Origin of the sequence: Vibrio sp. 1CM24A (assembly GCF_023161725.1) — a bacterium.
GTDB classification, from domain to species: Bacteria; Pseudomonadota; Gammaproteobacteria; order Enterobacterales; family Vibrionaceae; genus Vibrio; species Vibrio coralliirubri.
Window position 1 is genome coordinate 120,644 of the sequence record NZ_JALNTS010000008.1, and the last position, 20,001, is coordinate 140,644.

Sequence of the window (20,001 nt, forward strand, 5' to 3'; positions counted from 1 at the left end):
AATTCAATCTCATTATTTTGCTAAAGCTTTAATCGCTTCAGCGACGGTCACATCAGCATCAAGCTTGGCGGCTTGACGAGCTTTTGTAGCCATCATTTTTAATTCATTTCTATCAAGCTGCGCGATAGTGTTCGCTAGCTTATCAGCCGTTAGTTGAGGCTGTTCAATCATTAACGCTGCACCACATTCAACTAAATGATCGGCATTCAACGCTTGCTGTCTGTCTTTGTGCATAAACGGAACGAAGATAGAACCGACACCTGCCGCAGACACTTCTGATACGGTTAATGCACCTGAGCGACACACTAATAGATCTGCCCACTCATAAGCTTGCGCCACATCATCAATAAATTCAGTCACTTGAACATTATCAACAGAATGTGATTTGTATTGCTCAATAACTTGCTGTTGATTATTCTTACCCGCTTGGTGCATCACAGTGAAGCCTTCACCAAGCTGCGCCATCGTTACTGGCATGGTATCGTTCAGGATTTTGGCGCCCTGACTACCGCCCATAACCAAGATGCGGATGTCACCATCACGCTCAGCCATGCGTTGCTCGGGTTCAGCTAAGGCAACCACATCTTCGCGTACAGGGTTACCCACCACTTGTGCGGTAGGAAACGCACCAGGGAAAGCCTGGAAAACCTTTTTAGCAATCTTAGACAGCCATTGGTTGGTTAAACCTGCCACTGCATTTTGTTCATGCAGAACCACTGGAATGCCAGACAACCATGCCGCGATACCACCCGGGCCACTCACGTAACCACCCATGCCAAGCACCACATCAGGTTGCCATGCTTTAATGTGTTGTCTTGCTTGAAGTATGGCATTAATAATCTGGAACGGCGCTTTAATTAACTTGCTAATGCCTTGACCACGCAGGCCTTTCACCTTGATGAAGTCGATCTCAATACCATGCTTTGGTACCAAATCCGCTTCCATTCTGTCTGCCGTTCCTAACCAGCGAATTTCCCAGCCTTGTTGCTGAAGCTTTTTAGCTACCGCTAACCCTGGAAAAACGTGACCGCCAGTACCACCAGCCATCACTAAAAGTTTTTTGTTTTGTTTCATCACGTTATATTCTTATTCTACTAATTCGTTTTGATTATCGGCTTGTTCTTTTTGTTGCATTCGGCATTCGTGATCGATACGCAGCAGCATAGAAACCGCCACTGACATCACGATAAGACTTGAACCACCATAACTGATCAGCGGCAAGGTTAGACCTTTGGTTGGGACGATGCCTGAAGCTGCACCCACGTTAACAAGCGTCTGAAATGCAAACCAAATACCGATGCCAAATGCCAGGTAACCACTGAATACTTGGTCATTTTCAAAGGCCTTTTTGCCAATAAAAATGGCTTTAAAAACCAAGCTAAAGATGAGTATCAACACCAAGGTCACGCCAACAAAACCCAATTCTTCTGCCAACACAGCAAATACAAAATCGGTGTGTGCTTCGGGTAGGTATTCGAGTTTCTGAATTGAGTTACCTAGCCCTTGCCCCATCCAATCACCACGGCCAAACGCCATCAATGACTGAGTTAACTGGTAACCACTGCCGAACGGGTCGTTCCAAGGTTCCCAGAATGAGGTAACACGTCGAACACGATAAGGTTCTATAACAATCAAACCGACGACCGCGGCAATACCTGCCACCATCAAGGCGATAAACTGTGAAAGCTTGGCACCGGCAATGAATAGCATGCCGAACAGAGTCACTAGCATTACGACCACAGTACCTAAATCGGGCTGGCCCAGTAGCAACACGGCAAAGGCGCCGAACACCATGATCGGTTTACCAAAACCACCGAAGAAGGTTTTTCTCACTTCGTCTTGTTTACGAACCAAGTAGCCCGCCATAAAGATAAACAGCGATAACTTGGCGACTTCTGCAGGTTGTAAGTTAAATAGCCCTAATGGGATCCAACGCGATGCGCCGTTAACCGACTTACCGACGGCTAATACCACAATCAGCAAGAAGAAGGACAAGCCCAGTAGATACATACTGTATTGAAACCAGCGCTGCATCGGGATTTGCAATATGACGCTGGAGACACCTAACGCCAACACAAGGAAGATGGCATGACGGAACATAAAGTGAAACGGCTGATCGGTTAAACGAGCACTGATAGGAAACGAAGCCGACGTTACCATCACTAAGCCCGTCAGCATCAGTCCAAGAGCAATCCATACCAGTTGACGATCGTAAAGCGCCTCTGGTGTGGCACGGTTAAGCCATTGCCAAATAGATTGATTGATCTCTTTCACTCTTTGCACTGAATGTTAGTCCTTCAACACGTTAGGCATACTCATGAGCAAGTTCAGTGAACGCATCACCTCTTGCCATGAAGTTATTAAATTGATCGAAGCTGGCACACGCCGGAGACAACATCACCATATCACCGGCAACTAACTGCTTCGAGATACTCTCGATAATGTCACCCATAGTTTCAAACGTCTTAGACGATAGGTGTAACGGCATAAATTGCGCGGCATCTTCACCAAAACAACACAGTTGAACGCGCTCTAGTTGCGACAACACGGGCTTAAGCTCGCTAAAGTCGGCACCTTTACCAACCCCACCAACCAGAAGATACAAAGTACCTTGGCACTCTAAGCCCGACAGAGCCGCTAATGTACTGGCTACGTTGGTCGCTTTTGAGTCGTTAACCCATTTTATTTCGCGTTTGTCAGCCACTACTTGGCAGCGATGCGTCAAACCATTGTAGGCTTTCAAAGCTTCAAGGCTTTTGCTGTAACCGATGCCAACTTGTTTAAGCAGTGCAAGCGAGACTAACGCATTTGCTACATTGTGACGTCCAACCAATGTTAAATCTTGAGTCGCAAGTACAGGTTTACCGTTATCCATTAGCCATTCAATGCCGTCAACTGTCGCGACACCAAACTCCTGGTCGTCGAGCCCGAATGTTACTAATGACATGTTGTGGTCTGGATACGTCTCTTTGTCGTCGCGGTTTACAATCGCATATTGAGCATTGTTAAAGATTCTTAGTTTGGCATCGCGATAATCGGCCATGCCTTGGTAGCGATCCATATGGTCTTCTGACAGATTCAGAAATGCTGCTGCTGCTAAGTTTAGGCTTGATGTTGTTTCTAACTGAAAACTTGAAAGCTCAAGAACATATAAATCGGCATCAAGCTCTAGAAGGTCTAAGGCAGGGATACCGATGTTGCCACCGACACCGACATTCAAACCCGCCGCCTTTGCAAGTACGCCAGTAAGATCGGTCACGGTGCTCTTGCCGTTAGAACCCGTGATAGCCACAACGGGTTTGTCTACCGCCCAGCCAAACAGTTCAATATCGCCAACAACCGGAGTTCCCGCTTGAATAACATCTTGTATTTCAGGGGTTGCTAAGGCGATACCTGGGTTAGCAACCACTAAATCAGCCTCAGCCAACCATTGGCTATTCCAACTTCCAGAATGTAGCTCTACCGACTCAGGTAAAGATTCCTTTCCTGGCGGCAGCTCTCGCGTATCAATCACCTTCACATGCGTATGAGGTTGATATTTTACGAGATGTTTAACGACAGAGAGCCCGGTAATACCGAGCCCCACAACCACTACATTTTGAATATTTTGCCAACGTTCCATTTAAACAAGATGCTCTTAATAGTTTTAAAGAGCCCCTACTCAGAGGCTCACACAGGATTAACGAACTTTCAGTGTCGCTAGGCCAACCAGTACTAATACCATTGAGATGATCCAAAAACGCACGATAACACGCGGCTCTGGCCAACCTTTCAGTTCATAGTGGTGGTGAATCGGTGCCATGCGGAAAATACGCTGACCACGCAATTTGTAAGAGCCCACCTGCAGAATCACTGACAGAGTCTCCATTACAAACACACCGCCCATGATAACCAGTACCAACTCTTGGCGAACTAACACAGCAATCACACCCAATGCACCGCCCAGTGCTAGCGAACCAACATCGCCCATGAATACTTGAGCTGGGTAGGTGTTGAACCATAGGAAACCAAGTCCGGCACCGACGATAGCAGTACATACAACCACAAGCTCAGAAGTGTACGGGATGTATGGAATGTGTAGATATGCCGCGAAGTTAACGTTACCTGTCGCCCAAGCAATCACAGCAAAACCAGCAGCAACCATCACTGTTGGCATAATCGCCAAGCCATCTAGGCCGTCTGTTAGGTTCACCGCGTTACTGGTACCCACAATAACAAAATAAGTCAGTACGATGTACAATAAACCTAATTGTGGCATTACATCTTTAAAGAAAGGCACCACCAGTTGGGTTGCAGCGGTATCGTGTCCGTGAGCATACAGAGCAAACGCCACAACCAATGCAATAGCCGATTGCCAGAAGTACTTCCAACGAGCAATCAAGCCATCTGTGTTTTTACGAACCACTTTACGGTAGTCATCAACAAAGCCAACCGCACCGTAACCGCCAAGGACAACCAATACAGCCCAAACGTAAGGATTAGAAAGATCAGCCCACATTAATACCGTAATAATAATGGCAGCTAGGATCATCACGCCGCCCATGGTTGGTGTACCACGTTTGCTAAAGTGAGATTCAGGGCCGTCGTTACGAACAACTTGGCCAATTTGTAGCATTTGCAGACGCTCAATTAAACGAGGTCCCATCCACAGCGACAGACATAAAGCCGTCAAAATACTCGCGATTGCACGAAACGATAGGTATTCGAACAAACGGAAAAAAGAAAGGTGTGGCTGTAGTAGCTCTGCAAGCCAAATTATCATGAAAAGTTCTCCTTTAAAGCAGCGGCTATTTTACTCATTCCTGCACTATTCGCGCCTTTTACCAACAAGGTATGTGACGCGTTTTCTGGCAAGCATAAGTGCTGCTCTATGTGCGCGATCATCGCTTGATGCGTTGCAAAGTGGGTACCATTACAGACCTCACTAATCACCTTGGTATCATCACCGTAAGTGAGTACATGCTCAAAAGCGAATGGGGCAGCATATTCACCGACTTGACGGTGAAGTGCAAGGCTTTCGTCGCCTAATTCAGCCATATTGCCTAAAATCAACCAACGCTGACCTTTGAAGCTCGACAGCAGTTTGGCTGCCGCCTTCATCGCCGGTACGCTGGCGTTGTAACTGTCATCTATCAGTTTGATATTCTGACTTAATTGTTGAACCTCAACTCGCCCTTTGACAGAGATAAGATTCGCTAAACCATTTTTTACTTCTTCAAGCGTGGCACCAAACTGAATGCTCAACGCTGCCGCCGCCAACGCATTTGCTACGTTATGCTGACCAATAATGCCAAGCTCAACCGGCATAGCGCCTTGCGGTGTTTGCATCTCAAAGCACGCTTCGCCCTGCTCATTAATGCGAATATGCTTAGCAAAGTAATCTGCCGTGCTGTCGCTTTCTGAAAATGTCAGCACCGTTTTATCTGCGAGTACTTCATTCCAGAAGTCACCACCGTTGCTTTCTAGATTAACAATAGCAGTATCTCCAGCAGCAAGCCCCTGAAAGATTTCACCTTTCGCTTGTTTAACACCATCAATTGAGCCAAAGCCCTCTAGATGCGCGGCAGCTACGTTATTCACCAACGCCACCTGCGGTTTCACAAGCTGCGTGGTATAGGCGATTTCACCAATGTGGTTCGCGCCCAGCTCTATCACGGCATAGTCGTCATTGGGCTCACTGCGCAGTAAGGTTAGTGGTACACCAATATCATTATTGAAGTTACCCGCCGTAAACAGCACCTTGCCACGTTGCTGCAGAATGCTCGCCACCATCTCTTTGACGGTCGTTTTGCCACAGCTTCCTGTAATCGCCATGGTTGGCACGTCACATTGTTTGTGGATCCAAGCACTTAGCTGACCTAAAGCAAGTTTAGTGTCTTCAACAACAACTTGAGTAATATTTAGGTCAAGTTTTCGTTCGACTAACAACGCACTCGCATTTGCCTCAACCGCTTGATGACAAAAGTCATGCGCATCGAAACGTTCTCCGACAATAGCAACAAACAATGCGCCTTCTTCAACGGTGCGAGTGTCGGTAGAAACGGCATTAATTACGGCATTGTTTGAGTTACCAGCCTCAATCAACTCACCGCCGATCGCTGAACAAATCTGTTCGAGTGATACATCAATCATTATGAAATACCTAAAAGTTGAAGCGCAGACTCTCGATCTGAGTAATGGATCGTTTCGTCTTTTAATACTTGGTAATCCTCATGGCCTTTACCAGCCAAAAGAATAATGTCATTGCTGTCTGCCTGTTCAAGCGCGAACTTAACCGCTTGGTAGCGATCGTGTTCCACAAATGCAGATTCAGGTTTATTTAAGCCTGCCAGCATGTCTTTGACAATCAAGGCAGGATCTTCGCTACGAGGGTTGTCATCTGAAATAATCATTTTATCGGCGAACTGCTCTGCGGTCGCTGCCATCATAGGGCGCTTACCCGTGTCACGGTCACCGCCGCAGCCAAAGATAGCCCACAATTTTCCAGAACAATGGACTCGCAGTGCTGCTAATGCTTTTTCTAAAGCGTCTGGCGTATGCGCGTAATCGACAACCACTTTTGCTTTGTTCGGCACTTGGAACAGTTCCATACGACCAATCACAGGCTGCAACTGAGGCGCAGTGTCGACCAAGATTTGCTTATCGATACCTAATGACAGCAAGGTCGCAAAGGCAACCAGTACGTTTGATGCGTTGAACTGACCAATCAATGGAACCGAAAGATCGCCTTGCCCCCAACTACCATCGAAAGAGAGCTTAATCCCAGTTTCTGCATAGGCAACATCAGATGCCCATACCGACTGTTGGTAGCCCGTTAATGGAAGTAATGAAACAGCAATCGCATTCGATAAATCTGTCATCCAAGCTTTGCCCACTTCATCATCAACATTTATCACAGCGTGCTTGCATTGGTGTTCGGTAAACAGACTCTTCTTAGCCAAAGCGTACTCTTCCATCGTGCCATGGTAATCAAGATGATCACGGCTCAAATTAGTGAATACACCGACTTCGAAGTCCAAGGCTTTAACGCGACCTTGCACCAAACCATGAGAAGATATTTCCATCGCTGTGTAAGCCGCGTTTTCTTCCGCTAACTCACTCAGTGTGCGTTGTATTTCAATCGCACTGCCTGTGGTATTCGCCGCGGTTTTTAGACTGTCTAAAAAGCCATTACCCGTGGTGCCCATTACCGCAGAGCGTTGACCAACAAGATCAAGCCATTGAACTATCAATTGGGTGATGGTGGTTTTGCCATTGGTGCCGGTAACACCAATCAGCTTAGTAGCCTGAGACGAGTAAACACGACCGGCCAACTCAGATAACACCAAGTTAAGGTCTTTAATGTAAACAACCGGAACAGCATCCAACCACTCAATCAGACCATGGGCCTTTTCAGCATCAGCTTGTGCGATAACGGCATTGGCTCCCTGTGCGACCGCTTTGTCGATGAAACGACGGCCATCAACAGCATGCCCAACTACAGCAACAAAAATATCGCCGTCTTTGATGGCACGACTATCCAACTCCAACTGTTCAACGGCAATCGCATCCAGCTCAGGTGAACTAAAGTCACCCCAAGGAGAAAGTAAAGATGACAGCGTGAGGCTATTACTCATATTGAATCCTGATTGGCTCTATTCTTGAAACTTGTTTTCATCAGCAGGGACATTCAGTATTTGCAGTGCACCCTTCATGATTTCAGAAAAAACGGGGGCAGCAACTGAACCGCCATAGTAAAGGTCACCTTGAGGCTCATTGACCACAACAACCAGCGCGACTCTTGGGTCACTAACCGGGGCAAAACCTGCAGTAATCGCAATGTATTCGTCGCTGTATCCGCCAGCTTCAGCCTTACGAGATGTACCCGTTTTTGCTGCAACTCGGTAACCAGGAACGGCCGCTCTTGTTGCTGTGCCGCCTTTTTGAGTCACCCCTTCGAGCATATTCAAAACCAGTTCAGCGTTCTCGCGCTTGATGATCTGCTTAGAAAAGTCTTGGTCGTTACTCTTAATAATATGAATCGGTTCATACATGCCTTTGTTGGCTAGCGTCGCATACGCATGGGCCAACTGCATCGGTGTAACAGACAAACCGTAACCGAATGATAGTGTTGCAATTTCAAACTTAGACCAGCGACGACGATTCGGGAAAATACCGCTCGTTTCACCGATTAAGTTCAGCCCTGACATTTCGCCCAGACCAACAGAACTGTACATCCCAAGCAGAGCTTCTAAAGGCATGTTAAGTGCCAGCTTCGCCACACCGATGTTACTCGACTTCTTAAGGATCAGCGCTAAATCAGCCTTACCGACTTTAGAAGAGTCTCGCACACGACTGCCACCGATCTGCATGATGCCGTTGCCAGTATCAATAACGATATCTGGATCAGCCGTACCGTTCTCTAGCGCCGCCAAAACCACAAAAGGTTTCACGGTAGAACCGGGCTCCATCGCATCGGTAAGTACGCGGTTACGCATCTTAAAACTTTGTAAGTCAGCACGATTGTTCGGGTTATAAGAAGGGGCATTAACCATCGCCAACACAGCGCCGGTTTTTACATCCAACAAAATAGCAGAGCCAGAAGTTGCCTTATGATCAGCCACCGCCTGTTTAATCGCTCGGTAGGCGATCGCTTGTAATCGTTGATCGATCGTTAGCTCGAGTGGTTTGCCTTCTTCACGCTCTTCTAAAGCAATGTTTTCAACAACGCGTCCGTAGCGGTCTTTACGAATCGTTCGCTTACCCGCCTCGCCTGTGAGCCATTTATCATAGCTGCGCTCAACGCCTTCTAGGCCATGTCCATCAATGCCGGTAACACCGATAAGGTGCGCACTGACTTCGCCTGCAGGATAGTAACGTCGAGATTCCGCTTTCAGACCAACACCCACCAGCTTAAGCTCACGGATATACTTAGCCATTGCAGGGCTAACTTGTCTTTGCAGGTAAATAAATCGGCGGGATTTGTTGCTAGAGATCTTGTCGATCATCGATTGTCGCTCTAAGCCAAGTACATCGGCTAACGCGTACCAACGATCAATTTGGGCCATGCCGTTTTTATCGAAAATCGTTTTAGGATCGGCCCATACCGCTTCAACTGGAACACTCACAGCAAGCGGCTCGCCATTGCGGTCTGAAATAATACCGCGAGCAGAAGGAATGGCCTTAACACGTACTGAGCGAAGGTCGCCCTGACGAATTAAGTTATCTGGTTCAATGATTTGGATGTAAGCCACACGACCAACCAGTGCAGCAAAGGCAAGAAACACGAAAGCAATAACGACGTTGAAACGCCATTTAATAAGAATTGGATCCGAATCCTTTTCGCTCGTCACACGCTCTTTCGTTGATTTCTTAACGGTTTTTGCGGGTGCTTTTTCCTTTTTACCGGTCATTTCAGTGTGATCACAACTTCTTTTTCAGAGTCTGGACGTTTCATGTCTAGCTCTCTTTTTGCCGATGCTTGAACGCGACTATGTTCAGCCAGAGCCGTCTCTTCAAGCATTAAATTTCGCCACTCATCATCAAGCTGTTCTCGCTCCACCAACGCCGTGTCTTTTTGCGTGATCGCCTGACGTGACATATGTGTCGTGAGAACGACCCCCATCGCACTCGCAAAGATACAGATCAGAAGCATCAATGGGACCTTGCCCACTGAGATCAAATCAAAAAATATTATCTTGGCTAAGTTAGGTTTGGAGGTCTTCATTGACTATAGCTTTTCTGCGATTCGTAATACTGAGCTACGTGAACGAGTATTCTCATCCACTTCGCCTTTCGATGGTTTGATCGCTTTACCAACCGGCTTAAGATCAGCACTGCCTAGCGCTTTGATCTGCTCTTCTGTCAGTGGCAGGCCATGTGGTACTTGCGGGCCTTGGCTCTCTTTACGAATAAAGCGCTTCACCATGCGGTCTTCAAGTGAATGGAAGCTGATAACAGACAAACGGCCTTCAGGAGCAAGAATGCTTGCTGCGCCTTTCAGGGCTGTATCGATCTCTTCAAGTTCACTGTTGATGTAGATACGGAATGCTTGGAAGGCACGTGTTGCTGGGTGCTTTTTCTCTTTGAAGCTTTTTGGAGCCACATCCGAGATAAGCTTAGCCAACTGACCAGTACGCGTTAGTGGTTCGTTCTCTTCATTCTCTTGATAAGCAATGATGCCTTTCGCGATACGACGAGCGTGTTTGTCTTCACCGAACTCACGAATAACCCATGTGATGTCATCAAGATCGGCTTCAACTAACCACTGAGAGACAGGAATACCAGTTGTTGGGTCCATACGCATATCAAGCGGGCCGTCTTTCATGAAGCTAAAGCCACGCTCAGCATCATCTAGCTGTGGTGAAGAAACACCTAGATCCAGTAAAACGCCATCCACTTGACCGACTAAGTCATAACGCTCTGCATATTCAGCCATACCTGAGAACGGGCCGTGAATAATCGTAAAACGAGGATCATCAATCTTTTGAGCTTCTGCAATCGCTTGTGGATCGCGGTCAATACTAAAGAGTCGTCCATTCTCGCCCAGTTTAGACAGGATTGTACGGCTGTGACCACCACGGCCAAAAGTACCATCGATGTAGGTACCGTCAGGTTTGATCGCAAGTCCGTCAATAGATTCGTTAAGCAATACTGAAATATGTTTGAATGCTTCTGTCATAGTCTTCTCAGTGAGTGGATTGAGCCATTAGTTCGGCAATAATTTGTTCTATTAACGTTTTAGTGTACTGATTTCACGCCGTATCTCCACCATATTGTGTATAGGCTTTGGGAATTTTTGACCCAAGCTCATATCAGGGTGAAGGATTCTAAGGAAATCTAAATAATTTACGTCAATATAAAGCAAAAAACCCATCACTACCGTTAAGTAATGATGGGTTCTTTATATAGGTGGAGTTGACACATACGCCGGGTTCTGTTCCGCTTGCGCGGCGGTAACCATTCGTCTAGGCCTGCAATCGCTCACAGGCTCAAGCAATCTACCCGCCCCCATACGCGAGCAACGCAATGTGAGGGCCTATTTGATCTTGCTCCGGGTGGAGTTTACCTTGCTACGAACTGTTGCCAGTCGCACGGTGCGCTCTTACCGCACCCTTTCAGCCTTACCTGTGCCCCTTCCGAAGAAATGAGGCCATCGGCGGTCTTCTCTCTGCTGCACTTGTCGTGGGCTCGCGCCCCCCAGACGTTATCTGGCACCCTGCTCTATGGAGCCCGGACGTTCCTCCCCTCTACCAGTCTCCCGAAGGACTTCAACGTCAGTTTCCCGAAGGACCTCAACGTCAGTCTCCCGAAGGACATCAGCAAAGCAGCGATTACCCGTTCAACTCCGAGGGCGGATTGTATAGAGATTAGGGTGCAGTGTCTAGCGAGATCACAAATATGGTGCAAACCTCTAAGCAACTGCGTGATTTTTACACAATTAAGACAAAAAAAGAGGAATGACGGCAATACCATCATTCCTCACAAGCTTTTCAATACAGGTTAGCTACTCTATAAAGAGGTTTCTAGTTGTCTAGGTGCTCTAGGCCCCATTTGTATAAAGCGTTCTTTTTCAGATTGTAGATTTCTGCTGTCATCGCCGCCGCTTTTTTAAGAGGCAGCTCTTTGGTTAGAATGCCTAGTGTGCGAGTCGCTTCGTCTGGCAGTTCTGTGCTCGCTTCTTCACGGTGGCCGTGAATCAGTAACACCATCTCACCGCGTTTACGGTTCGCGTCTTCTTCAATCCACTCAATAAGTTCACCAAGTGGCAGCCCTTGGATGGTTTCGAAGGTTTTGGTTAGCTCACGCGCCAATACAACCTCACGGTCAGGGCCAAGAATCTCGAGCATATCTTGTAGAGAATCTGAAATACGGTGTGGTGATTCATAGAAGATGCATGTGCGCTCTGCCTTTGCGATCTCTAAGAACTTGTCTTTACGACCTTTGCTCTTTGGTGGCAAGAAGCCTTCAAAACTGAAACGATCTGACGGTAAACCAGAAGCACTCAACGCGGTAATCACAGCACAAGCACCAGGAAGTGGCACAACTCTCACACCCGCTTGACGACATTGTGAGACAAGATGGTAACCTGGGTCACTAATTAAAGGAGTACCCGCATCAGAGACTAATGCGATAGACTGACCTTCTAATAACCTTTCGACTAGAACTTGTGCTTTAGTTTGTTCATTATGATCATGTAAAGCGAACGTTCTGGTTGATATATTGAAGTGAGCAAGCAGCTTACCCGTGTGGCGTGTGTCTTCGGCTGCAATAACATCGACACTTGATAAAATTTCAATTGCTCTTTGAGTGATATCTCCCAAATTTCCGATTGGGGTTGGCACAATGTAGAGAGTTGGGCTCTCTGTGAGCAAGGTTTTGTTATCTGTCATTTGTTTACCATCACTTCAACGATTAATATAGATACAAATTTATACGGAATTTAAAGAACTCATGGCAACGATGAACCATAAGAGACTCAGTGTACCACGCTTACTAACTCCAATTGCATTAGCAATTACATTGGCGGCTTGTTCTTCAGGTCCTCAAGCACCAACGAGCGTTGATATTACACTAGATCCAGCGCAATCAACTGAAAGTTACATGATGCAGGCGGATAGTAGCAAAGGAAGTCTACAAAACGACTGGTTAATCATGGCACTTAAGGCTTCTGTGCAAGCTGGAAAAACCGATCAAGCAACTCTGCTTATCAAACGCTTAGCAAAACAAGAGTTGAGCGAGACGCAACAAGCGGAATGGCAATTAGCACGCGCTCAACTGTTGGTGAATAACTCGCAGCCTGAACAAGCTTATAGCCAACTGAACTTCCAGCCTTGGTGGAAACTTCCGAACGAGCAGTGGAAAGATTATCACGAGATACGCGCGAACATTTCTGAAATGCAAAGCGAGTATTTTGAAGCAAGCCGTGAGTTAGTTCTTTATTCAGAATATCTAGACGCTGACGACGAGCTCCAACAACAAGCTGCTGACCGTATTTGGCAAAACCTAAATAGCTACTCTCAATATGAGATTCTAGAGCTTAAGACGTCGCCTACAGAAGACGTTCTTGCAGGTTGGTTACAGCTGGCGATTTACATGAAGACGCTGAACTCAAACCTTCCAAACCTGCAGGAAACCCTGTCTGATTGGCTAGCAGAGAATCCTCAACACCCAGCAGCGACATACACACCTCAGGCGATCACTGACATCTTAGCGCTAGAGATCAGCAAGCCAACCAGCACTGCACTATTACTGCCTCTAACCGGTAAGTACGGCAAGCAAGCACAACTTGTGCGTGACGGTTTCATCTTTGCGATGATGAATGACAAAGAGCGTGAAGAAGATGCAACGCTGACGGTAATGGATACCAACGTGCAAAGTGCAGCTGAGATTAAAGCGACACTGGAAGAGAACAACGTTGATTTCATCGTTGGCCCGCTGATCAAGAGCAACATCACTAAGCTTCAGCAAGCGCAGAAAAACCACGAAAACTCGATTCCAGCTTTAGCTCTGAACATTCCAACGCAACTAGAACCTGATACTAACATTTGTTATCTCGCTCTATCGCCAGAACAAGAAGTTGCTCAGGCAGCGAAACACCTATTTGCTCAAGGCTACAAGTATCCGCTTATCCTTGCGCCAAGAGGACGTTTAGGTGAGCGTGTTGAGCAAGCGTTTAAAGAAGAGTGGAAAAAATACAGCAGCAACGATGTGGCTATCAGCTTGTTCTCTGACAAACGCCAACTGCAACGTAATGTGAATCAGGTATTTGGCTTGCAAGAGAGCCAACAACGTATCGCTCAAATGGATGGGTTACTGAACCTAGACCTAGAAACAGAGCCACGCAGCCGTCGTGATATCGATTCTGTCTACATTGTGGCTAAGAACTCAGAGCTAACGCTAATCAAACCCTTCATTGAAGTTGCAATTAACCCAGATGCGAGCCAACCCGCTCTGTTCTCAAATTCACGCAGCAACAGCGGTGATAAGCAGTATGAAGACCTAACCGGCGTGTTCTACAGCGACATCCCACTATTGGTTGAGAACAAAAACGAGCTTAATAAAGAGCTCAACGACCTATGGCCTGCACACTCAAACGGCCAAAAGCGTCTGCAAGCACTGGGAATGGATGCATACTACCTAATGGATGCACTGCCACAGATGAAAGCCGTACAGGGTTACAGCATTCCAGGTGAAACGGGTGTGCTAACCATCGATAACAACTGTGTGGTTCAACGTGAAATAAGCTGGGCAGAGCATGGGGCTTTTTAGCCGAAAGTTCCTATCCAAACCAAGCATCACCCACAAACAAGTGGGTGATAAATACGAGACCGTGGCAAAATCTTATCTGATTAACCACGGTTTATCGTTAATAGAACAAAACTTCATAGCAAAATGTGGCGAGATTGATCTTATAATGCGCCATAACAATACGGTTGTGTTTGCTGAGGTAAAATACCGCAAGCAAACCCGCTACGGACATGCCGCCGAAATGGTGACTGCCAAGAAGTCACAGAAACTGCTCAAAACAGCCAATGTTTGGCTTATGCAGCAAGGCTTGTCGGTGCACTCTACAGATTTCAGGTTTGATATTGTTGCCATTGAAGGGCCGAATAACACTATCGACTGGATTCAAAACGCGATTACCCAAGGATAAACATGCTAGACAGCATTAAAGAAAGTTTCACAGAAAGTATTCAAATCCAAATTGCTGCTGCAGAAGCTCTGCCTGACGCAATCACGCATGCCGCTCAAGCCATGGTTGCGACCTTGCTTAACGGAAACAAAATTCTTTGTTGTGGTAATGGTGGTTCGGCGTCGAATGCTCAGCAATTTGTATCGTGCCTACTGAACCGATTTGAAACAGAGCGCCCTAGCCTTCCAGCAATGGCACTCACAGCAGACAACACCACGCTAACGGCTGTGGCTAACGACTACCACTATGAAGAGATCTTCTCTAAGCAGGTGCGTGCGTTTGGCCAAACTGGTGATATCCTGTTGGCGATCTCGACTAGCGGTAACAGCAAGAACATCATCAAGGCAATGGAAGCGGCGGTAACTCGCGACATGACCATCATCGCCTTTACCGGTAAAGATGGTGGTGAGATGGCAGGTTTGCTTGGTGAACACGATGTAGAGATTCGTATCCCTTCACACCGTACAGCGCGCATTCATGAAGTACACATGGTGACACTACACTGCCTATGTGACCTAATCGATCAAGTACTCTTCCCTGCTCACGAAGAGTGATATACGGAGCATCACAATGAAATCATTAACCTCTATGAGGCTGTTTAAGCTGATTAGTGTTTCGCTACTTACACTGTCTCTGTCTGGTTGTGCTGGCATTTTCATTGCTGGTGCTGCAACCACTGCAAACCTAGTCACAGATACACGAACCACCAAAGAGATTTGGAACGACAACAACATCGAATTTGAAGTTGCAGCGATTACCAATAAACAACCATTCCGTGGCAACGTGCGTGTCACCGCAAGCTCATACCGAGGTTCGGTGGTACTGATGGGGCAAGCGACAACAGATTCAGAACGTCGCGCTTTTGAAAACCAAGCCAAAGAAGTGGCTGGCGTTGAGAGCATCCACAATCAAGTTCGAGTGAAAGAGCCATTGTCTGTGAGTGCGATCAGTAAAGACAGCTGGATTACCACTAAGGTGAAATCAGCTCTACTTGCGAATGCTGAGCTTAACGGCATCAAAGTAAAAGTGATTACTGAGGATTCAGAAGTATTCCTGCTTGGACTCGTGACTCGAGAGCATGCCGATATCGCGACAGAAGTTGCACGTAATATCTCTGGCGTAAAACAGGTCATTCGAGCGTTTGAATATGGTGAAGAAGAGACGGCTGTTAACTAGCCTAAAGCCAGTCAATTGAATGCTATAAAGCAGAAAAGAAAAAGCAGCGACGAGTCGCTGCTTTTTTATTTGGTTCGTTATTTAACTAACGTTATTTGATAACACGAAGGCTTGGGCGACCTTTCGCTGGACGAGGTGGCTCAGGATCTGAGTCAGGCTCTTCTGCATCTACGTCTGCCGTTGCTACGCTCAAAGATGGGCCTTTTTCTGGTTCTTCAAAAGGACTTTCTTCAATCCCTTCTTCAAACGCTTCCATGTAAGCCTCTTCAGGTTCAAACATGGTACCAGCACCATTTTCACGAGCATAAATCGCTTGTACTGCGTAAAGCGGAACGATCACAGAGTGTGGACGACCACTAAAGCGAGCACTAAACGTCACAGCTTCGTTACCCAGTTCAAGTTGTCCAACCGCACGAGGCGCGATGTTCAGAATGATCTGACCATCTTGAACAAACTCTTCTGGAACTCGCACACCCGGTAATGTTGCTTCAACAACAAGGTGCGGAGTTAGTTCGTTATCAACCAGCCACTCATAAAATGCACGAAGCATGTATGGTCGGCGTGGAGTCATATTAGAAATATCCATAAACGCTTAGCGAACGAGTCGCATCTCACGCTCAGCTTCAGTTAGAGAAGCTAGGAATGAATCACGTTCGAATACGCGGTTCATGTAAATCTTAAGCTCTTTAGAACCAGGACCAATTAGTTCGATACCAAGCTCAGGTAAACGCCATAGTAGCGGAGCTAGGTAGCAGTCAATTAGGCTAAACTCTTCGCTCATGAAGTATTCATACTCAGCGAAGATAGGAGCAAGAGTCAGTAGGTCGTTGCGCAGTTTAACGCGAGCTGCTTCAGATTCTTCAGCGTTGCCTTTAACGATCTTCTCTGCAACTGAATACCAGTTACGCTCAATGCGGTACATCATTAGACGGCTGTTACCACGAGCAACCGGGTATACAGGCATCAACGGTGGATGAGGGAAACGCTCATCTAGGTATTCCATGATGATCTTTGAGTCATATAGAGCAAGCTCACGATCAACAAGAGTAGGTACTGATTTGTACGGGTTCAGTTCAACAAGCTCTGCTGGTAGATTTTTTTCATCAACCAACTCAACTTCAACACTTACGCCTTTTTCAGCAAGAACGATGCGCACCTGATGGCTATACATATCAGAAGCACTTGAGAAAAGAGTCATTACAGAACGTTTATTGGCAGCTACAGCCATGGAGCCCTCCAGTACACTTTAAATAAAAACAATGGAGGCCTAAAGCCTCCATTGAACATTAACATAATTTGGGAATTAGCACGGTATTATAGCACAATTAGTGCACATCACGCCAATACTCTTTCTTCAGCAAAATCACGATGATAGTGAAGATTACTAAGAAGGCCATTACCCACCAACCCATAGCGTGACGCTCAAGTTGAACTGGGTCGCCCGAGTAAACCAAAAAGTTAACAAGGTCACGAACTGCTTCGTCGTATTCACCAGCACTTAATTCGCCAGAGCCATCAGTCTCAGTGCCAACAACCACCGTCACTTCCTCGCCATCTACCATATGAGTATCGTAGATTGGTGTTGGGATACCTTGCAGTTCTTCAAGAACGTGCGGCATACCAACGCTTGGGAAAACAATGTTGTTCACGCCAAATGGACGAGACGGATCTTCATAGAAAGTACGAAGGTAAGTGTACAGCCAGTCTGCGCCACGAACACGAGCAACCAATGTTAGGTCTGGTGGCGGAGCACCAAACCAACTTGCCGCTTGATCAGAAGGCATAGCATTAACCATCAGGTCACCAATTTTCGCTTCAGGGTCGAAAATCAGATTTTCCTTCATAAGATCAACTGGGATCTCTAAATCATTCGCAACACGTTCATAGCGCTGGTACTGCGTTGAGTGACAAGCAAAACAGTAGTTCATGAACATCTTAGCGCCATTTTGCAATGAAGCTTTGTCTGTTAAATCATTGTTCGCTTTGTCTAATGGTACGTTTGCACCCGCTGCCATCGCCAGTGACGGCAACATAGCAAATAAAATTACAATCCACTTTTTCATTTGAATGTCACCCTTTCTGGTAATGGTTTCGTCGCTTCATTTTTACTGTAGAACCACAGTAGAACGAAGAACATGAAGTAACCTAAGCTAAAGATTTGAGCCAGTAGTGTGTATGTTGGCGTTGCTGGAAGCGCACCAAGTACACCAAGCGCAATAAAGCTTATTGTGAATTGGATGATGTTAATCAAATGAAGTTTGCTACGGTAACGGTAAGAACGCACTTTACAACGGTCGAACCATGGTAGTAGGAATAGCACAACAATAGATGCGCCCATTGCTACAACACCTAGCAACTTATCAGGAACAGCACGCAGAATTGCGTAAAACGGCGTGAAGTACCATACCGGAGCGATGTGCTCTGGTGTTTTCAGTGGGTTAGCAGCTTCAAAGTTTGGCGGCTCAAGGAAGAACCCACCCATCTCTGGGTTAAAGAACAGCACATAACAGAAGAAGAATAGGAAACCGGCCACACCAACCATATCTTTCACGGTCCCGTATGGGTGGAAAGGAATAGAGTCAATGATGTCGTATTTCTTAGTGTAATCCTTGTGGAATGGGAACTGCGTTTTGTAGTCGTCGCCCATTGTGCCTTTAGGAAGTTTCGTCTCGATACCGTCTGGGTTGTTCGAACCCACTTCGTGCAGTGCTAGTACGTGAAGTACGATAAGCAGCAGAAGTACGATTGGTAGAGCGATAACGTGCAGTGCGAAGAAACGGTTCAGCGTTGCACCAGAGATGATGTAGTCACCACGGATCCAAAGCGTTAGGTCATCACCGATAACAGGGATCGCACCAAACAGAGAAATGATTACCTGAGCACCCCAGTAAGACATTTGACCCCATGGTAGTAGATAACCCATGAAAGCCTCAGCCATAAGCACTAAGAAGATCAACATACCGAAGATCCAAAGTAGCTCACGAGGTTTTTGGTAAGAACCGTAAATTAGGCCACGGAACATATGCAGGTAGATAACAACGAAGAATGCCGAAGCACCTGTTGAGTGCATGTAACGTAGTAGCCAACCGTATTCCACATCACGCATGATGTATTCAACAGAAGCAAATGCACCCTCACCTGACGGTACGTAGTTCATTGTTAGCCAAATACCCGTAAGGATTTGGTTAACCAGTACCAACATTGCCAAAGAACCGAAAAGGTACCAAAAGTTAAAGTTCTTAGGCATTGGGTATTCAGATAAATGCTTTTTATAAGCATTCATCGCGGGTAGACGTTTCTCTACCCAATCAAGCAATCCTTGCATTACGCGTCTCCCTCGTCCACACCGATCATGATCTTAGTGTCACTCAAATACATATGCTTTGGTACAACAAGATTCAATGGAGCTGGTACGCCTTGGAATACTCGACCTGCCATATCAAACTTTGAACCATGACAAGGACAGAAGAAACCAGACTTAACACCCTGAACTTGTTCTGCAAAAGAATCCGGCAGGTAAGTTGGAGAACAACCTAAGTGCGTACAGAAACCAACAGCAACGAAGAATTCCGGCTTAATTGAACGGAACTCGTTCTGTGCGTATTCTGGTTGTTGTTCAGCTTCAGATTGAGGGTCACGAAGTTGACCACCGATCGATTTTAGGTTTTCTAGTACCGACTCAGCACGGCGTACAACCCATACAGGTTTACCTTGCCACTCGACACGAACCATTTGTCCCGGTTCTAACTTACTGACTTCCACTTCCACCGGCGCGCCCGCAGCTTTCGCCTTGGCACTCGGATTCCATGATTTAATAAAAGGCACGGCTACAGCAGCTGCTCCTAAACCACCAACAACGGCTGTTGTTGCGGTTAAGAAACGCCTGCGACCGTTATTTAAAGGCGCGTTGCTCATCCAAACATTCTCCCATTTGCTCCTTGTGGATTGAAATAATTCCGATTAAAGAGCATGGCTAACAAAATATGTATTTAGTTCTATTTATTGACGGCAAATGATAAATAAAACCCTACTTTTTGACAAGATAAAGCTACCTTTTTGTAACAATCATGAGGCAAAGCGCACATTGGGTTACAAAAGCTTTCTAAATATAAGAATTTGGAAATAAAACGAGGGAGGGAAAGCGTTTAGAG

The 20,001-nt window shown here is 46.4% G+C and carries 19 protein-coding genes and 1 other RNA gene; 4 read left to right on the forward strand and 16 right to left on the reverse strand.

The features are described from left to right. Positions 1-12: 12 nt before the first annotated feature. From murG to rsmI, 11 genes are all read right to left on the reverse strand, one after another. Positions 13-1,074: an undecaprenyldiphospho-muramoylpentapeptide beta-N-acetylglucosaminyltransferase gene (gene murG, locus MSG38_RS18190; protein WP_248402404.1), complete on the reverse strand. Its 1,062-nt coding sequence runs from the start codon at positions 1,072-1,074 to the stop codon at positions 13-15. 12 nt (positions 1,075-1,086) lie between these two features. Beyond that, the gene (gene ftsW / locus MSG38_RS18195; protein WP_048609688.1) at positions 1,087-2,283 is read right to left on the reverse strand and encodes a cell division protein FtsW; all 1,197 of its coding nucleotides are present in this window, start codon (positions 2,281-2,283) and stop codon (positions 1,087-1,089) included. A gap of 22 nt (positions 2,284-2,305) precedes the next feature. Further along, the gene (gene murD / locus MSG38_RS18200) at positions 2,306-3,622 is read right to left on the reverse strand and encodes a UDP-N-acetylmuramoyl-L-alanine--D-glutamate ligase (RefSeq protein ID WP_248402363.1); all 1,317 of its coding nucleotides are present in this window, start codon (positions 3,620-3,622) and stop codon (positions 2,306-2,308) included. A gap of 57 nt (positions 3,623-3,679) precedes the next feature. Next, complete coding sequence (gene mraY, locus MSG38_RS18205; RefSeq protein ID WP_019824581.1) at positions 3,680-4,762, reverse strand: phospho-N-acetylmuramoyl-pentapeptide-transferase; 1,083 nt, start codon at positions 4,760-4,762, stop codon at positions 3,680-3,682. Continuing rightward, complete coding sequence (gene murF, locus MSG38_RS18210) at positions 4,759-6,132, reverse strand: UDP-N-acetylmuramoyl-tripeptide--D-alanyl-D-alanine ligase (protein ID WP_059021517.1); 1,374 nt, start codon at positions 6,130-6,132, stop codon at positions 4,759-4,761. Before murF ends, mraY begins: the two co-directional genes overlap by 4 nt. After that, on the reverse strand, positions 6,132-7,616 hold the full coding sequence (gene murE, locus MSG38_RS18215) for a UDP-N-acetylmuramoyl-L-alanyl-D-glutamate--2,6-diaminopimelate ligase (protein WP_248402364.1): 1,485 nt from the start codon (positions 7,614-7,616) through the stop codon (positions 6,132-6,134). The genes murF and murE overlap by 1 nt, the downstream gene beginning before the upstream one ends. 18 nt (positions 7,617-7,634) lie before the next feature. Further along, on the reverse strand, positions 7,635-9,392 hold the full coding sequence (locus tag MSG38_RS18220) for a penicillin-binding transpeptidase domain-containing protein (protein ID WP_048618225.1): 1,758 nt from the start codon (positions 9,390-9,392) through the stop codon (positions 7,635-7,637). Then, entirely contained in the window at positions 9,389-9,706 is a 318-nt protein-coding gene (gene ftsL / locus MSG38_RS18225) for a cell division protein FtsL (RefSeq protein ID WP_019824585.1), read from the reverse strand. The genes MSG38_RS18220 and ftsL overlap by 4 nt, the downstream gene beginning before the upstream one ends. 3 nt (positions 9,707-9,709) lie before the next feature. Then, positions 9,710-10,660 (reverse strand): 16S rRNA (cytosine(1402)-N(4))-methyltransferase RsmH, encoded by a 951-nt coding sequence (rsmH, locus tag MSG38_RS18230; RefSeq protein WP_017059280.1) that lies wholly within the window; start codon positions 10,658-10,660, stop codon positions 9,710-9,712. Positions 10,661-10,888: 228 nt separating this feature from the next. Next, an RNA gene (rnpB, locus tag MSG38_RS18235) (RNase P RNA component class A) lies at positions 10,889-11,328 on the reverse strand. Between the two features lie 176 nt (positions 11,329-11,504). Next, positions 11,505-12,371: a 16S rRNA (cytidine(1402)-2'-O)-methyltransferase gene (gene rsmI, locus MSG38_RS18240; protein ID WP_019824587.1), complete on the reverse strand. Its 867-nt coding sequence runs from the start codon at positions 12,369-12,371 to the stop codon at positions 11,505-11,507. A 61-nt stretch (positions 12,372-12,432) separates the two neighbouring features. On the opposite strand from rsmI, the gene MSG38_RS18245 reads away from it, so the two are divergent. The 4 genes from MSG38_RS18245 to MSG38_RS18260 are packed head-to-tail and all read left to right on the forward strand — an operon-like array spanning position 12,433 to position 15,850. After that, positions 12,433-14,250, forward strand: coding sequence for a penicillin-binding protein activator (locus MSG38_RS18245; protein ID WP_048618224.1), 1,818 nt, complete (start codon positions 12,433-12,435; stop codon positions 14,248-14,250). Further along, positions 14,237-14,635 (forward strand): YraN family protein, encoded by a 399-nt coding sequence (locus tag MSG38_RS18250; protein WP_248402365.1) that lies wholly within the window; start codon positions 14,237-14,239, stop codon positions 14,633-14,635. Before MSG38_RS18245 ends, MSG38_RS18250 begins: the two co-directional genes overlap by 14 nt. 2 nt (positions 14,636-14,637) lie before the next feature. Further along, complete coding sequence (locus tag MSG38_RS18255; RefSeq protein ID WP_004729817.1) at positions 14,638-15,228, forward strand: phosphoheptose isomerase; 591 nt, start codon at positions 14,638-14,640, stop codon at positions 15,226-15,228. Between the two features lie 16 nt (positions 15,229-15,244). Then, the gene (locus MSG38_RS18260) at positions 15,245-15,850 is read left to right on the forward strand and encodes a BON domain-containing protein (protein WP_017059276.1); all 606 of its coding nucleotides are present in this window, start codon (positions 15,245-15,247) and stop codon (positions 15,848-15,850) included. Positions 15,851-15,941: 91 nt separating this feature from the next. On the opposite strand, the gene sspB is transcribed toward MSG38_RS18260, so the two are convergent. From sspB to petA, 5 genes are all read right to left on the reverse strand, one after another. After that, the gene (sspB, locus tag MSG38_RS18265) at positions 15,942-16,436 is read right to left on the reverse strand and encodes a ClpXP protease specificity-enhancing factor (protein WP_017072808.1); all 495 of its coding nucleotides are present in this window, start codon (positions 16,434-16,436) and stop codon (positions 15,942-15,944) included. A 6-nt stretch (positions 16,437-16,442) separates the two neighbouring features. After that, entirely contained in the window at positions 16,443-17,078 is a 636-nt protein-coding gene (gene sspA / locus MSG38_RS18270) for a stringent starvation protein SspA (RefSeq protein WP_009848943.1), read from the reverse strand. A 97-nt stretch (positions 17,079-17,175) separates the two neighbouring features. Beyond that, positions 17,176-17,913: a cytochrome c1 gene (locus MSG38_RS18275; RefSeq protein ID WP_048614931.1), complete on the reverse strand. Its 738-nt coding sequence runs from the start codon at positions 17,911-17,913 to the stop codon at positions 17,176-17,178. Beyond that, positions 17,910-19,175 carry a cytochrome bc complex cytochrome b subunit gene (locus MSG38_RS18280; protein WP_017061435.1) on the reverse strand — a complete coding sequence of 422 codons (1,266 nt, stop codon included), beginning with the start codon at positions 19,173-19,175 and terminating at the stop codon, positions 17,910-17,912. Before MSG38_RS18280 ends, MSG38_RS18275 begins: the two co-directional genes overlap by 4 nt. Continuing rightward, positions 19,175-19,765, reverse strand: coding sequence for a ubiquinol-cytochrome c reductase iron-sulfur subunit (gene petA, locus MSG38_RS18285; RefSeq protein WP_017061434.1), 591 nt, complete (start codon positions 19,763-19,765; stop codon positions 19,175-19,177). Before petA ends, MSG38_RS18280 begins: the two co-directional genes overlap by 1 nt. Positions 19,766-20,001 lie beyond the last annotated feature (236 nt).